At 67.1% G+C, this 13,186-nt stretch carries 13 protein-coding genes; 2 read left to right on the plus strand and 11 right to left on the minus strand.

What is annotated here, in order from left to right; genetic code table 11:
- Nucleotides 1–4 precede the first annotated feature (4 nt).
- From AC5Y4D_RS12320 to AC5Y4D_RS12330, 3 genes are read right to left on the minus strand one after another with little or no spacing between them, the layout of a single operon-like run.
- Entirely contained in the window at nucleotides 5–1,096 is a 1,092-nt protein-coding gene (locus AC5Y4D_RS12320) for an acyl-CoA dehydrogenase family protein (protein WP_500037268.1), read from the minus strand.
- A complete protein-coding gene (locus tag AC5Y4D_RS12325) occupies nucleotides 1,093–2,277 on the minus strand; it encodes an acyl-CoA dehydrogenase family protein (protein ID WP_500037269.1) in 1,185 nt (394 codons plus the stop codon). Before AC5Y4D_RS12325 ends, AC5Y4D_RS12320 begins: the two co-directional genes overlap by 4 nt.
- The gene (locus AC5Y4D_RS12330; protein WP_500037270.1) at nucleotides 2,274–3,041 is read right to left on the minus strand and encodes an SDR family oxidoreductase; all 768 of its coding nucleotides are present in this window, start codon (nucleotides 3,039–3,041) and stop codon (nucleotides 2,274–2,276) included. Before AC5Y4D_RS12330 ends, AC5Y4D_RS12325 begins: the two co-directional genes overlap by 4 nt.
- Nucleotides 3,042–3,147: 106 nt before the next feature.
- Between AC5Y4D_RS12330 and AC5Y4D_RS12335 the strand changes: the two genes are divergently transcribed.
- Nucleotides 3,148–3,474 carry a PE-PGRS family protein gene (locus tag AC5Y4D_RS12335; protein WP_500037271.1) on the plus strand — a complete coding sequence of 109 codons (327 nt, stop codon included), beginning with the start codon at nucleotides 3,148–3,150 and terminating at the stop codon, nucleotides 3,472–3,474.
- Here the strand turns inward: AC5Y4D_RS12335 and AC5Y4D_RS12340 are convergent.
- From AC5Y4D_RS12340 to AC5Y4D_RS12350, 3 genes are all read right to left on the minus strand, one after another.
- Nucleotides 3,471–6,728: an acetyl-CoA carboxylase family protein gene (locus AC5Y4D_RS12340; RefSeq protein WP_500037272.1), complete on the minus strand. Its 3,258-nt coding sequence runs from the start codon at nucleotides 6,726–6,728 to the stop codon at nucleotides 3,471–3,473. The two genes, AC5Y4D_RS12335 and AC5Y4D_RS12340, sit on opposite strands and share 4 nt — an antisense overlap.
- A gap of 21 nt (nucleotides 6,729–6,749) precedes the next feature.
- Nucleotides 6,750–7,907: a PPE family protein gene (locus tag AC5Y4D_RS12345; protein ID WP_500037273.1), complete on the minus strand. Its 1,158-nt coding sequence runs from the start codon at nucleotides 7,905–7,907 to the stop codon at nucleotides 6,750–6,752.
- Nucleotides 7,908–8,199: 292 nt separating this feature from the next.
- The gene (locus AC5Y4D_RS12350; protein WP_500037358.1) at nucleotides 8,200–9,717 is read right to left on the minus strand and encodes a class I adenylate-forming enzyme family protein; all 1,518 of its coding nucleotides are present in this window, start codon (nucleotides 9,715–9,717) and stop codon (nucleotides 8,200–8,202) included.
- Between the two features lie 56 nt (nucleotides 9,718–9,773).
- Between AC5Y4D_RS12350 and AC5Y4D_RS12355 the strand changes: the two genes are divergently transcribed.
- Nucleotides 9,774–10,607 (plus strand): thioesterase family protein, encoded by an 834-nt coding sequence (locus AC5Y4D_RS12355; RefSeq protein ID WP_500037274.1) that lies wholly within the window; start codon nucleotides 9,774–9,776, stop codon nucleotides 10,605–10,607.
- Here the strand turns inward: AC5Y4D_RS12355 and AC5Y4D_RS12360 are convergent.
- Genes AC5Y4D_RS12360 through AC5Y4D_RS12380 form a run of 5 tightly spaced genes read right to left on the minus strand, consistent with a single transcriptional unit; the run spans nucleotide 10,604 to nucleotide 13,138 of the window.
- A complete protein-coding gene (locus AC5Y4D_RS12360) occupies nucleotides 10,604–11,056 on the minus strand; it encodes a flavodoxin family protein (RefSeq protein ID WP_500037275.1) in 453 nt (150 codons plus the stop codon). The genes AC5Y4D_RS12355 and AC5Y4D_RS12360 overlap by 4 nt on opposite strands.
- A 3-nt stretch (nucleotides 11,057–11,059) precedes the next feature.
- Entirely contained in the window at nucleotides 11,060–11,185 is a 126-nt protein-coding gene (locus tag AC5Y4D_RS12365; RefSeq protein ID WP_500037276.1) for a hypothetical protein, read from the minus strand.
- A gap of 24 nt (nucleotides 11,186–11,209) precedes the next feature.
- A complete protein-coding gene (locus AC5Y4D_RS12370) occupies nucleotides 11,210–11,689 on the minus strand; it encodes a hypothetical protein (RefSeq protein ID WP_500037277.1) in 480 nt (159 codons plus the stop codon).
- Entirely contained in the window at nucleotides 11,686–12,423 is a 738-nt protein-coding gene (gene dapB, locus AC5Y4D_RS12375; RefSeq protein ID WP_499942274.1) for a 4-hydroxy-tetrahydrodipicolinate reductase, read from the minus strand. Before dapB ends, AC5Y4D_RS12370 begins: the two co-directional genes overlap by 4 nt.
- 10 nt (nucleotides 12,424–12,433) lie before the next feature.
- Nucleotides 12,434–13,138 (minus strand): UPF0158 family protein, encoded by a 705-nt coding sequence (locus AC5Y4D_RS12380; protein WP_500037278.1) that lies wholly within the window; start codon nucleotides 13,136–13,138, stop codon nucleotides 12,434–12,436.
- Nucleotides 13,139–13,186 lie beyond the last annotated feature (48 nt).

Consider the following 13,186-nt stretch of genomic DNA (forward strand, 5'->3'; position numbering starts at 1 on the left):
CAGTTCAGGTGACCGGCAGGTCGACCAGGTCGCCCAGCCGCGACCGGTGCCGGTACTCGGTCCCGAAGGCCAGTTGGTCGCTCTTGGCGCGCTTGAGGTACAGATGCGCGGGATACTCCCAGGTCATTCCGATGCCGCCGTGCAATTGCACGCACTCCTCAGCCGCATGCACCGCCGCGCCGCTGCAATAGGCCTGCGCGACCGACGCCGCGACGACGGCGTCGACGTCATCACGGGCAGCGGTGTCCGCGGCGTAACGGGCCGCCGACGTCGCCGAACTGACCACCAACCACAGGTCCGCCAGCCGGTGCTTGATCGCCTGATACGAGCCGATCGCGCGGCCGAACTGCTTGCGCTCCTTCGCGTAGGCGAGCGTGGTGTCGAAGCACCACTGCACCAGGCCGAGCTGCTCGGAGGCCAGCAGTGCCGCACCGGTCTGCAAAGCCGTTGCCACGGCGCCTGCGCCGGCACCCACGCGGGTGGAGGCGGCACCCGTAAACCGGACGTCGGCGAGGGGTCGGGTCATGTCGAAGGCCAGCACCGGTGTCACCTCGACACCCGCGGAGGAACGCGAAACGGTATGCAGCTCAACCCCGTCCGGTGCGGCCACCGGTACCACCAGCAGGTCGGCTTCGGCGGCGCCGGCGACACTGGTGACGAGTCCGGTCAGCCCGTCGGCACCGGTGCTCACCGCCGGGGCGACATCCCACGGCGCTGTGGACAGCGGCACCACCAGTGCGGCGGTGCTCGCGCCGGACGCCAGCGCCGGCAGCACCTCGGTGTCGCCTGCGGTGGTCAGCGCGACCGTCGCGAGCACCGCGCTGGACAGGAACGGCACCGGCGCGACCGCGCGCCCGATCTCTTCCATGACCACCGCAGCCTCGCGGGCGCTTGCTCCCGCCCCGCCAAGGGACTCCGGCACCAGCAGGCCGGCCACTCCCAGCTCCGCGGCCAGTGTGCGCCACAGCGCCGAAAAGTCCGGTGCCACTTGGTCATACGATTTGGCGACGAGCTCCGGGGGACACCGGTCGGCGAAAAGCTGCCGGACGCCGTCGCGCAGTGCCTCCTCGGTGTCGGAATACAGCAGGTCGGTCATCGGGGAATGTCCTTCCAAGCGACGTCCTTGTCGACGCGGTGTTCACCGGGCAGACCCAGCACCCGCTCAGACACCGTGTTGCGCAGGATCTCTGAGGTACCACCCTCGATGGAGTTGCCGCGGGCGCGCAGGTAGCGATAGCCGGGTCCGCGACCGGTCAGGTCCACCACTTCGGGGCGACGCAAAGTCCAGTCGTCGTAGCGGAGTCCTTGCTCGGCGTGCAGTTCGACTTCGAAGCCCGAAATCGCCTGCGCCAGTTGGGCGAAAGTGATCTTCATCCCGGCTCCTTCGGGACCGGGTTGCCCGGCGACGGCCTGCTGGCGTAGTCGTTCCCCGCTCAGCCGGAACACTTCCGCGTCCACCCACAACCGCATCAGGTCGTCGTGCATCGCGGGGTTGCGCAGCGCCGGATCCTGCCGCCACGCCTGGGTGACCTTGCCGATATGACCGCCTTCCCGCGGTACCCCCGGCCGGGTGCCGATGGCGACCCGTTCGTTGTTCAGCGTCGTGGTCGCCACCCGCCAGCCGCCGCCCTCGGGGCCCAGCCGATTGGCGTCGGGCACCCGGACGTCGGTGAGAAACACCTCGTTGAACTCGGCTTCGCCGGTGATCTGGCGCAGCGGACGGATTTCGACGCCCGGTTGGGTGACGTCGCACAGGAAATACGTCAAGCCCAGGTGTTTGGGCACTGTGGGGTCGGTGCGGGCGACCAGGATGGCCATCTGCGCGTGCTGGGCCTGCGACGTCCACACCTTCTGCCCGTTGACGATCCACTCGTCGCCGTCTCGTACCGCGCGGGTGGCCGCCGCGGCCAGATCCGATCCCGCCCCTGGTTCGCTGAACAGCTGACAGTAGATTTGCTCGCCAGTGAACAACGGGCGCAGGAACTTACGCTTCTGCTCGTCGGTGCCGAACGCCGCGATCGTCGGCGCGGCCATGCCCATGCCGATGTAGTTCTTGGGGGTGCCGCCCACCGGTGCGCCCGCGGCGGCCAGCTGCCGATCGACCCGTTCCTGCGCGGTCCGCGGCAGCCCGAGCCCACCGAAACCATTCGGCAGGTACACCCACGCCAGTCCCGCGTCGTACTGCGCGCCCAGGAAGTCTCGAGGTTCGGTGCTGGTCGGCGGGTACTCGTCGAGCAGCGCCTGCACCCGCTCCTTCAGCTCGCCGTCGGCGCTCATCTGGCCTGAAAGCCTTCTGCCGCACCCAGTAACAGACCGCCGTCGATCACCATCGTCTCGCCGGTGATCCAACTCGCGGCGTCGGACACCAGAAAGGCGACGGCGCCCGCGACATCGACCGGCTCGCCGATCCTGCCCAGCGCAATCGATCTCGCGAGCGGATCCTCGTGGTCCTTCCACAGTGCCTCGGCAAGCCTGGTGCGCACCACCCCGGGGCAGATCGCGTTCACCCGGATGCGCGGTGAAAGTTCCAGTGCCAGTTGCTTGGTCACGTGAATCAGCGCAGCTTTGGTGGCGTTGTACATGCCCATGGCCGGCGATTGGTGCATGCCGCCGATCGAGGCGGTGTTGACGATCGCCCCACCGTGCTCGCCCATCCCCGACTTGACGACGAGCGACGTCCACAGCAACGGAGCCCACAGGTTGACGTCGAAGATCTTGCTGAACCGCGCGTGATCCTGGTCGATCAGCGGTCCATAGGCCGGATTCGTACCCGCGTTGTTGACCAGGATGTCCACCCGGCCGAACCGCTCCAGCGTGAGATCGACGCAGCGCCGCGCGACGTCCTCGTCGACCGCGTGCGCGCCCACGCCCAGCGCACGGCCACCGACCTCGGCAGCGGCCGCGTCGGCCGCCTCCTGTTTGCGTGCGGTCAGCACGACGTTGGCGCCGGCTTCGGCCAGTTGTTGCGCTATCGCCAAACCGATTCCGCGCGAAGCGCCGGTGACGATGGCGGTGCGGCCGGTCAAGTCCAATGAGGTCATCGTGATACGCCTTCTGTCGCTTCGAAGTGGAAATGCGATCTGCTATGCAATGTTTGAATGCCGGTCCGGGTGGTATGCGAGATGAATGTTATCGAAATTGAAGTTCATGAAACCACTGGTGGTGGCCGGGGCAGTCGCTACAGCGATCGCTGCGGCGCCGATGGCCGCGGCTGACGTTGTCGCGGCCGGGCCGGGCACTACCAGCACCGGCATCACCCATTTCGTCCCGCTCGACCCGGGCGGCGGCGGGTGCGACCCCAACGGCAACTGCGGTTCTGACGGCCTCGACGGCGGCCCGGGTGGCGGCCCCGGCGGCCAGGGCTGCATTCCGGGCGTGGGTTGCGGTAACGGCGGCCAGTTCGGCGGCCCGGGCGGTATACCCGGCGGTGAAGGCTGTCTGCCGGGCATCGGCTGCGGTTCCGGACACGGTTAAAGACTGCCTGCGCGGCGTCCCGGGAGCCTGGCAATCCAGGCCCGGGACTCCGCGGGGTCGATGACGTCGTCGAGCTCGAATGTAGTGGCCGCGCGCAACGCCTTTCCGTGTTCGTAGGCCGCCGCGACCAGTTTGTCGAATAAAGCTTGGCGTTCGGAGTCGTCAGCGGCCGCGGCCAACTCTTTGCTGAAGCCAAGACGCACAGCACCTTCCAGGCCCATGCCGCCGATCTCTCCGGTAGGCCACGCGACGGTGAACTGTGGCGCGTGGAACGAGCCGCCGGCCATGGCCATTGCGCCCAGTCCATAGCCCTTGCGCAGGATGATCATTCCGAACGGCACGGTCAGTTGCGCGCCGAGGACGAACATCCGCCCGAAGCGACGGACCGCGGCCTCTTTTTCGGCTTCCGGGCCGACCATGAATCCCGGTGTGTCGCACAGCGAAACGATCGGCAACCCGAACGATTGGCACAGCGTCAGGAAGTCGCCGACTTTGTCTGCGGCCTCGGCGTCGATCGCGCCGCCCAGATGGTGGCTGCTGTTGGCGATCAACCCGTAGGCCACACCTTCCACGCGCACCAGCGCAGTGACGATGCCGACGCCGTAATCGGGTCGCAACTCCAGCACCGATCCCACGTCGACGACCGATTCGACCGCGCGCCGCACATCGTAGGCGCGTAATCGGTTCTCGGGCACCACATGCCGGGCCAGACGCGGATCCGGTGCTTCCCAATCGTCAATGCTGCCTTGAAAATACGAGAGGTATTGCTTGGCCAGCGTGACGGCGTGCGCCTCGTCGCGAGCGACCAGGCTCACCACCCCGTTGCGCCGTTGCACGTCGATCGGGCCGATCGCCTCGGGCGGGTAGACACCCAGTCCCCCGCCTTCGATCATCGCGGGCCCCCCCATGCCGATATTGGCGTCCGGGGTCGCGATTATCACGTCGCAAACCCCGGCCAGCGCGGCATTTCCGGCGAAGCAGCGACCGGAGACGATCGACACCAAGGGGACCCGACCGGACAGGGCCGCCAGCACCCGGAAGGTCGGGACGTCGAGCCCGGCGTGGCCGCCGACGTCGGTGTCACCGGGCCGGCCGCCACCACCCTCGGCAAACAGCACCACCGGCAACCGCTTTCGGCCGGCGAGGTCGAACACCCGGTCGGTTTTGGCGTGATTGCGCATGCCTTGGGTGCCGGCGAGCACGGTGTAGTCGTAGGACACCACCACCGCCTCGGCCGCATCGCGCCCGAATCGATCCGCGCCGATGGTCGCCAACCCGGCTACCAGTCCGTCCGCGGGGGTATTGGCGATCAGATCCTCCTCCGAACGCCGAGTGCGCTGCGCGGCGATGGCCAGCGCGCCGTACTCGACGAAACTGCCGGGATCGACGAGGTCTGCGATGTTCTCGCGTGCGGTGCGCCGTCCCTGCCGGTGCCGCTTGGCGACGGCCGCTTCCCGCCCCTCGTCCAGGGTGATCAGGTGTCGCCGGCGGACCTCGTCGAGGTCGGCACGCGAACGATCGAGATCTATCGCAGCAGCGGACTTTCCGTCGTTGTCGTCGGCGCCGACGCGGGTGAAGACCACCAGCGCGTCACCGGTTCCCACCACCTGGCCGGGCGCGACAAGGTGACGGACCGCCCGCAGCGGGGCCGGCGCGACCAGCACATGTTGCATTTTCATCGCCTCGAGTACCACGACTTGTTGGCCGGCACCGACTTCGGCACCCTCGGGGACCAACTCGATCACCGTCCCGGACAACTGCGCACGCAACGCCTCTTCGCCCGGGTAGAGCTCGATGTGCGTGTGGCGCTGGGTCTGGCGCGACGTTACCGCAGCCGCCAGTTCGGGCAGTTTCTCGTCCACGAAATCCGTCGTTACTGCCCCGCTGAAACTGTTGTCGGACAACAACTCTCGAAGGAACTCGATGTTGGTTCCGACACCCTCGATGGTGAACTCTCCCAACGCGTTACGGGCTTTGCGGACCGCCGCCGGGAAGGACGTGCCCCTTACATGGGTGATCACCTTGGCGAACAACGAGTCGTACCGGGGACTGAGCGTCAGTCCCGTCCGGCCGTAGGTGTCCACGCGCACGCCCGGCCCGCTCGGCGGCGAGAATGCGCCCACGGTCCCGGTGGCGGGCAGGACGCTTCCGTCCGGCGCGAACGTCTCCGTGTTGACCCGGGTCTGGATGGCGATGCCGGATCGCGCCGCTGGTTCACCGATGACTTCGGTTCCGTCAGAGGCGATTCCGGACGGCAGACCGAGTTGGTAGTAGGACGCCCCGCCGGCGATGGCCAGTTGCACCGCCACCAGGTCGATCCCGGTGACTTCCTCGGTGACGGTGTGTTCCACCTGTATCCGCGGGTTGACTTCGAGGAAGACGAATTCGTCACCGGTGACCAGGAATTCGACGGTCGCCAGACCGTGCAACCCGATGCCGGCGCACAGCCGGGCCGCGGCGCGGTGCAGGTCACGACGCAGATCGTCGCAAAGATGTTGGGCGGGCGCGATTTCGACGATCTTCTGATAGCGGCGCTGGACACTGCAGTCGCGGTCGCCGAGGGCCAGTGCACGCGTCTGGTATCCGGCCGGTGCCGCCACCACCTGTACTTCGACGTGTCGAGCACCGTCCAGTAGTCTCTCGGCGAACACGGTGGGGTCGCCGAAGCCGAGTTGGGCTTCGGCGGCGCATTGCCGGTAGGCCTCGTCGATCTGGTCGGCCCGCGCGACCTTACGCATTCCCCGGCCGCCGCCACCGGCGAGTGCCTTGATCATGATCGGGCCGTCCTGTGCGGCGAAGAACGAACGCACCTGCTCCAGGCTGCTCGGTCCCTCGGTAGCCGCCAGCACCGGCACTCCGGCGGCGGCCGCCGCGGCACGTGCCTTGGACTTGTCACCGACGACCGCAAGCACCTCTGCGGCCGGGCCCACAAAGGTGAACCCGGCGGCCGCGCAGGCCCGCGCGAATTCCGGCTTCTCACTGAGGAACCCGTAGCCGGGATGAATCAACGTCGCGCCGGCATTCCCGGCGGCCGCCAAGACGGCGCCGTGGTCGAGGTAGGCGGCGACGCCGATGCCCGGCAGACCCAACGCCACGTCAGCCGCGTGGACATGCGGGCTGTCGGCGTCGTCGTCGGCGTAGACGGCCACGGTGCCGATGTCGAGTTCGGTTGCCGTGCGGATGATTCGGAGAGCGATCTCGCCACGGTTGGCAATCAGCAGGGTCGTCTCGATGTCCCGCGGTGGTGGCCGCATGGAGTTAGCGTACGGACCTGATCAGAACACGCCGTGCTTGGGCATGACGACGGGCTTGACGCCGTAGCGGGGCGCCGGGGCGGCACCGCCGTCGCTCGCATTGGCGACCATTCCAGGCGCAAGCGGCGTCACCTCGGTAGGTTCGTCTTCCTCGCCGACGACCCAGCCGGTCGCCTCCACGGCCGGACGGGCAACCATTGCCGGGGCCGCCGAAGCCCAGCTTGTCGGCACTGACAGGCCACCGACCGCCGACGCGTTGCCCAACCCGGCCACCAACGTCGTGCCACCGACGGGCGCCGGCGTGATCGACTGCGCGAACCCGGGCATTATCTTGATCGGCGCTGGGAAGCCGGACGGTAGCTCCTCGACTTCGCTTTCTGCGTCGTCTGCGCCACTGCCCAGCTGGCCGATGGTGTAGTCCCAGTAGGTTGCTCGATTGTGGTCGAACCCGCCCCACCACGGATGTTCGACGCTGTCGAGCCAACTCAGGAATCCCAGTACCGTCGTGGGACTGGACTCTGCGGCTGCCGGGGCGGAAAGGCTCATCACTGCCTGCGGGCCGTCGCTGATCAGGTTGCCGAGTTGTACTGCCTGAGCCGAACCGGATGCGGCGGCCTGACCGACCGCGGCGGCCTGATTGGAGATCCCGTCCGGATTGGTGACCTCCGGCGCGCTGGTCAGCGGTTCCAGACGGGCGGCGGCCGCCGACGCGGCGGCGTAGCTGTACATGGCCGCGGCGTCTTGAGCCCACATTTCGCTGTAACGCGCCTCGGTGGCCGCGATGGCCAGCGTGTTCTGACCGAACGTGTTGTTCGCCACCAACACGGCATGTCGGGCCCTGTTGGCCGCGACGTCGGCCGGCGGCACGGTCATGGCATGGGCCGTCTCGAATGCGGCCGCGGACGCCATGGCCTGAGTGGCCGCCCGCGCCGAGGATTCAGCGGTAGAGCTCATCCAGACCAATAACGGCTCCACCGCGGCGGCCATCGACAGCGACGCCGGACCCATCCACTGTTGGGAGCTCAGGCCGGTGATGATCGACTCGAAGGACGCCGCGGCGGTGCTCAGCTCGGCCGCTATGCCGTTCCACGCCGCGCCGGCCGTAAGCATCGGAGCCGCGCCGGCACCTGCGTACATCAGCGCGGAGTTGATCTCCGGCGGAATAGCTCCAAAATCCACTCAGGCATTCCGTTTCTGGTGAGCGCGTCGGCGGCCGGTGCCTCCTTTGAGAAGTCCCCCGTTCCATTTAAACCGCTGCCAACTCGGGGCGCAGGTCGTAAAGGTGCTCGGGTCGGGCAGGCGAACACCTCTACCGCCGGCGTCAGCGACAAATAAGACGCCGGCCGGTGACACCGTCTGCGGCCTGGACACAGTTCCCATCGCCCATCTGTCGGAAGTCAGGATTCAACACCATACGTACAGTTTCCGTATCATACCTCGCGTTCACGCTGATCAGACACGCCGCGAGTGGTCAGCGCAGCGCCGGACCCCACCGGACCTGTTCACGAAGTTGACCCTTGAGGAGCTTCCCGCCCGCATTGCGCGGCAACGGTGTCGTCACCACGGTGACGTACTGCGGAATCTTGTAGTCGGCGAGCTGCTCGCGGCAGTGCTCGAGTACGGCCGGCACGTCGACGTCCTCCCCCACCAGCACGGCCCCGACCTTCTCCCCCATCACCTCGTCGGGCACCGCCAGCACGCAGGCGTCATGGACACCGCGCGCCCCCAGCAGCACGGCTTCGACCTCGACACTGGAGACGTTCTCGCCGCCGCGGTTGATGATGTCCTTGAGGCGGTCGACGAGATGCACCCGTCCCGCGTCGTCCACCCGAACCACGTCGCCGGTGTGCAGCCAGCCGTCCACGATCGTGGCCGCAGTGGCTTCGGGACGGTTCCAGTAGCCGGCAGTGATGTTGGCGCCGCGGGTTACCAACTCACCGACCAACTGACCGTCTTCGAACGGAATCACCCCGAGGTCCACCGAGGGCACCGCGTAGCCGACCGCGTCGGCATGCTCGATGACTTCCTCGTCGGGCAACGCCGTCATCAACGAAGCGCTCTCGGTCATGCCGTACCCGTTGAACACGCTGGCCTGTGGAAACGCGGCCTTGACCGCCTGCACCAGCGATGGCGCGATGGGCGCGCCGCCGTAACCCGCCCAGCGCACAGCGGAGACATCCGCCGTGCTGAAATCGCTGTGCCGCAACAACAACGAGTAGATCGCCGGGACGGTGACCATGACCGAAATGCGCTCGACGCGCAGCGCGGCGATCAGTTCATCGAGGTTGAGCGTCGGCATGATCACCGCCGCGCCGCCGAGCCGGGTCGCGGCCAAAAGCTGTGAGTTGCAACCTGTTACGTGGAACAGCGGTACCGAGACGAGGGTGCGCAGACCCTCGCCGATGTCCCTGGGCTGTCGAAGACACCGGACCGCGTTCTCGGTGTTGGTCACGAACGCCTCGTGAGTGGTCGGCACCCCCTTGGGGTGACCGGTGGTGCCCGAGGTGTAGAACAGGGCGGCGACGTCGGCGCGGTCCAGGTGGTCGGTCACATACGATGCGCCGTCGGGCAGTGGTGCGTCCGGGGCGAGATCGAAGCTAGCCCCGGCATCGGACAGCACGAAGTCGACTTCCGGCTGAGCGGACCGCGTATTGACGGCCACCGCAATGCCTCCGGCCATCACCGTGCCCCAGAAGGCCAGCACCCAGTTCACACCCGCCGGATATCGGACCGCGACCCGTTCGCCCGCTCTCAGGCCGCCGGCACGCAAACCGCCGGCAACCCGTGCCGCGCGGTCCCACAAATCGCGGTAGCTCAAGCGCTGCGAACCCAGTTCGACCACGGCCTCGCTGTTCGGGCGCGCGGCGACTTGTTCGGCCAGGACGTCCAACAAGGTGGCCGGCAGGTCGTCGTAGCGCGGAATGCCGTCGCCGTCGATGGAAACCCCAGTTCGCGGGAATGGGTTGTGGCTGCGGGGAATTTCGACCACAGGTGCAATCGGAGGCATGACCACTCCTAAGTTGCCGGTGACCTATCGTCGTAGCGGTGACGACCGAGGATTCCGTCATCATGCCTGAGGCGTTCTTCACTGTCGACGACGGCTCTTATCACCCAGGCCCGATGACCCGGGGGCCGTGGGGTGCGGCGATGGGCGGTCAGATCGTCGGCGGCCTGCTGGGTTGGGGGATCGAGCAATCCGGTATCGACGCGGAATTTCAACCGGCTCGTCTCACCGTCGACCTGCTACGCCCGGCGCTGCTCGAACCGGTACAGATCCAGACGTCGGTGCAACGAGAAGGCCGACGCATCAAGCTCGTCGACGGTGTGCTGACGCAGAACGGGAAAATCGTTGCACGCGCCGGCGCGCTGTTCCTCCGCCGCAGCGACCCGCCCGACGGTGAGGTGTGGTCGACCCCCGTGACGATGCCGCCGCTTCCGACCAGTTCCGAAGGCTTCCCGGCGGATATGCCGTTTCTCATCTGGGGCTATGGCGCGACTCTCGAGGGCAGCCCGGGTATCGCCGCCGGCGAGTGGGAGCAGTCTCATTCACCGAAGTTCGCCTGGACACGGCTGTTTCGGCCGATGGTGGCGGGCTTTCCGTTGACCCCGTTCACCCGCCTGGCCTTCGTCGGTGACGTCACCAGCTCATTAACCCACTGGGGCACAGGTGGATTGCGCTACATCAACGCCGATTACACCATCACCGCAAGTCGGTTGCCGGACGGCGAGTACATCGGGCTGGCGGCTCAAAGTCATTACGGCGCAGCGGGCGTGGCCACCGGCAGCGCGATCCTGTTCGATCGGCACGGGCCGATCGGCAGCAGTTCGGCGCTGGCGCTCGCGCAGCCGGCTGAAGCGTTTCAGCCGACGTACACCTAGTCCATCAGTTGCGCGGCCACCGTGGCGCCGAGTTCCCAGCACGCCTGCAAGTCGTCTTTGTTCGGCTTGCCCGACACCAGCACGTACTCGGCGGCTTTCACCCATCCCAGCCCGGTGGTGATGGCGGTGACGCCTTTCTCCGCACCCTCGGTGCCCTGGTTGCCGTGCAGGTACAAGCCGAAGGGTCGGCCACGCGTGGAGTCCAGGCACGGGTAGTAGCAGACGTCGAACGCGTGCTTGAGCGCACCGCTCATGTATCCGAGATTCGCCGGGGTGCCGAGCAGATACCCGTCGGCTTCGAGCATGTCGGCTGGTGACACGGTCAGCGCCGCCCGCCGGACGACCTCCACACCCTCGATCTCCGGATCGGACGCGCCGGCCAGCACCGCCTCGAACATCTCCTGACAGTGCGGAGACGGCGTGTGGTGAACGATGAGCAACCGCGGCACCGGTCACCTGCCCCGTTTGCGACTGAACATGCGCCGCCAGATGTTCTGGACCTGCTGCTCGGGTAACAGGCGGTGCAACCATGCCTCAGCGATCCCGGTCGCGGCCCCGGTTACCAAGGCGGACTTCACCCGCAAAGCCTATAGCCGATTGCGTCAGCTTTCGGTCCCGTCGCCGCGATCGTGCAATTCGACGGCGGTCTTCATCGCCTCGCGCGCCCGCCGTCGGTCCCCCGCGTAGTCGTAGGCGCGTGCCAACCGATACCAACGTCGCCAGTCGTCCGGGTCGACTTCCACTTCGCCGCGCACGGTGTCGAACAGTGCGTCGGCGGCGTCTCGCTGGATGCGCCCGGAGGCGCGCCGCGGTAGTGCGCTGACGTCGAGTTCCATTCCGTCCCGGGCGATCAGGCGAGCCAGCTTCTGGTGGGTGAAGCCGGCTCGCAGCGTCGCGATCATCGCCCACAGACCGAGGAAAGGCATGACGAGCACCGCCGCTCCCAAGCCGACGGCGGCAGGTCGGCCGGAGGCGATCATCGTCATGGCGACGCGGCCGAGCATCAGGAAGTAGACGAGCATCGCCACACAGAGAAAGGCGATGGTCAGCTGTATTCGGATGAGGCGGGCGCTATCGGTCATTGGAGGTCGAGCAGGGGCTCTATGCCTATGGTCAGGCCGGGACGCTCTCCGGCGCGGCGCACGGCGAGCAGCACACCGGGTACGAAGGACGTGCGGTCGATGCTGTCGTGGCGGATGGTCAGCGTCTCGCCCTCGGTGCCGAACAGCACTTCCTGGTGGGCGACGAGTCCAGCCAGCCGCACCGCATGTACCGGGATGCCGTCGACGTCGGCGCCACGCGCGCCAGGCAGACTGCTGCTGGTGGCATCGGGGTTGGGCGGCAGTCCTTTTCGTGCCTGTGCAATCAGTTTGGCGGTGCGGGTTGCCGTGCCCGACGGGGCGTCTGCCTTGTGCGGATGATGCAGTTCGATGACTTCGACCGACTCGAAGAACTTTGCGGCCTGCTGGGCGAAATGCATGGACAACACTGCGCCGATGGCGAAGTTGGGCGCGATCAGGACGGAGGTGTCGGGGCTCTGGGCGAGCCACGACTCAACCTGTCGGACACGGTCATCGGTGAATCCGGTGGTGCCGACGACGGCGTGAATTCCGTTGTCTATCAGGAACTTCAGATTGTCCATGACGACGTCGGGATGAGTGAAGTCGATCACGACCTCGGTGTCGCCGTCGGTCAACAGGCTCAGCGCGTCGCCGGCGTCGACTTCGGCAGACAGAGTCAGATCGTCGGCGTCCTCGACGGCCCGCACCATGGCAGCGCCGACTTTGCCTTTTGCTCCCAATACGCCAACCCGCATGGCCTCGAGCCTACTGTTCGGGGTCTGTCGCGAGGACCGGTCGGTAGCCCTCGGCTGCCAACCACGCCCTGGCGCGACCACGCTTGCGCTCGTCGGACAGCTGAAAGTAGCGCTGCAATTCGTCGGGCCATCGCGAAAGCACATCCTTGAAACGCCGGAACGCCCCTCGTCCCTGGATCGCGATCTCGAGCCGGTCGGCGATCGCGGCGTCGTCGACGGTACTGATGAAGACTTCCATGTCGCCGTAACCGCTGTGCGAGCCCTCGCACAGTACGTAGATCCAGTCGTCGAGATCTTCCTCGTCGATCCCGAGCTCCTCGAAATCCACCGCCTCCGGCCAGCACGCACCGGTTTCGGGGTTGATGTAACCCCCGCCGTACGCTGGGTCGCCTTCCAGCATCGTCGAGAGCTCATCCAGGTCCGCCGGGATTGCTTTAAGCATCGGCGTCGGGGCGTTGCCGACCACGGCCGACAGCTGCTCGGCCAACTGTTCATCGCCGGTCCAGTCGCGTTCGCGCAGCGCTGCCTCGAATACCGCCCCGATTTGGGCCGCACCGGGCACGTCTTGCGCGACGGCGGCGATCAGAGCATCACCCGCTGATTGCAGGACCTGCTCGACCTCCCGCTCGCGCAGGACCGCGACCAGCGCTGTTGCGTCCGCGCTGTTAACCGCTGCCCGAAGTTTCCGGATGGCTTCCATATCCCACCCGCGCACGAGGGATACGTTAGCCCGTTTCATCCACAGGTGGCGTTTGGACGTCGC

Source organism: Mycobacterium sp. NGS67, assembly GCF_059812185.1.

Excerpts from the sequence above, each read along its gene's own strand:
- AC5Y4D_RS12340 (WP_500037272.1), bottom strand. The coding sequence starts at position 6,728 with ATGCGGCCACCACCGCGGGACATCGAGACGACCCTGCTGATTGCCAAC.
- AC5Y4D_RS12335 (WP_500037271.1), top strand. The coding sequence starts at position 3,148 with ATGAAACCACTGGTGGTGGCCGGGGCAGTCGCTACAGCGATCGCTGCG.
- AC5Y4D_RS12325 (WP_500037269.1), bottom strand. The coding sequence starts at position 2,277 with ATGAGCGCCGACGGCGAGCTGAAGGAGCGGGTGCAGGCGCTGCTCGAC.
- dapB (WP_499942274.1), bottom strand. The coding sequence starts at position 12,423 with ATGCGGGTTGGCGTATTGGGAGCAAAAGGCAAAGTCGGCGCTGCCATG.
- AC5Y4D_RS12330 (WP_500037270.1), bottom strand. The coding sequence starts at position 3,041 with ATGACCTCATTGGACTTGACCGGCCGCACCGCCATCGTCACCGGCGCT.
- AC5Y4D_RS12320 (WP_500037268.1), bottom strand. The coding sequence starts at position 1,096 with ATGACCGACCTGCTGTATTCCGACACCGAGGAGGCACTGCGCGACGGC.
- AC5Y4D_RS12370 (WP_500037277.1), bottom strand. The coding sequence starts at position 11,689 with ATGACCGATAGCGCCCGCCTCATCCGAATACAGCTGACCATCGCCTTT.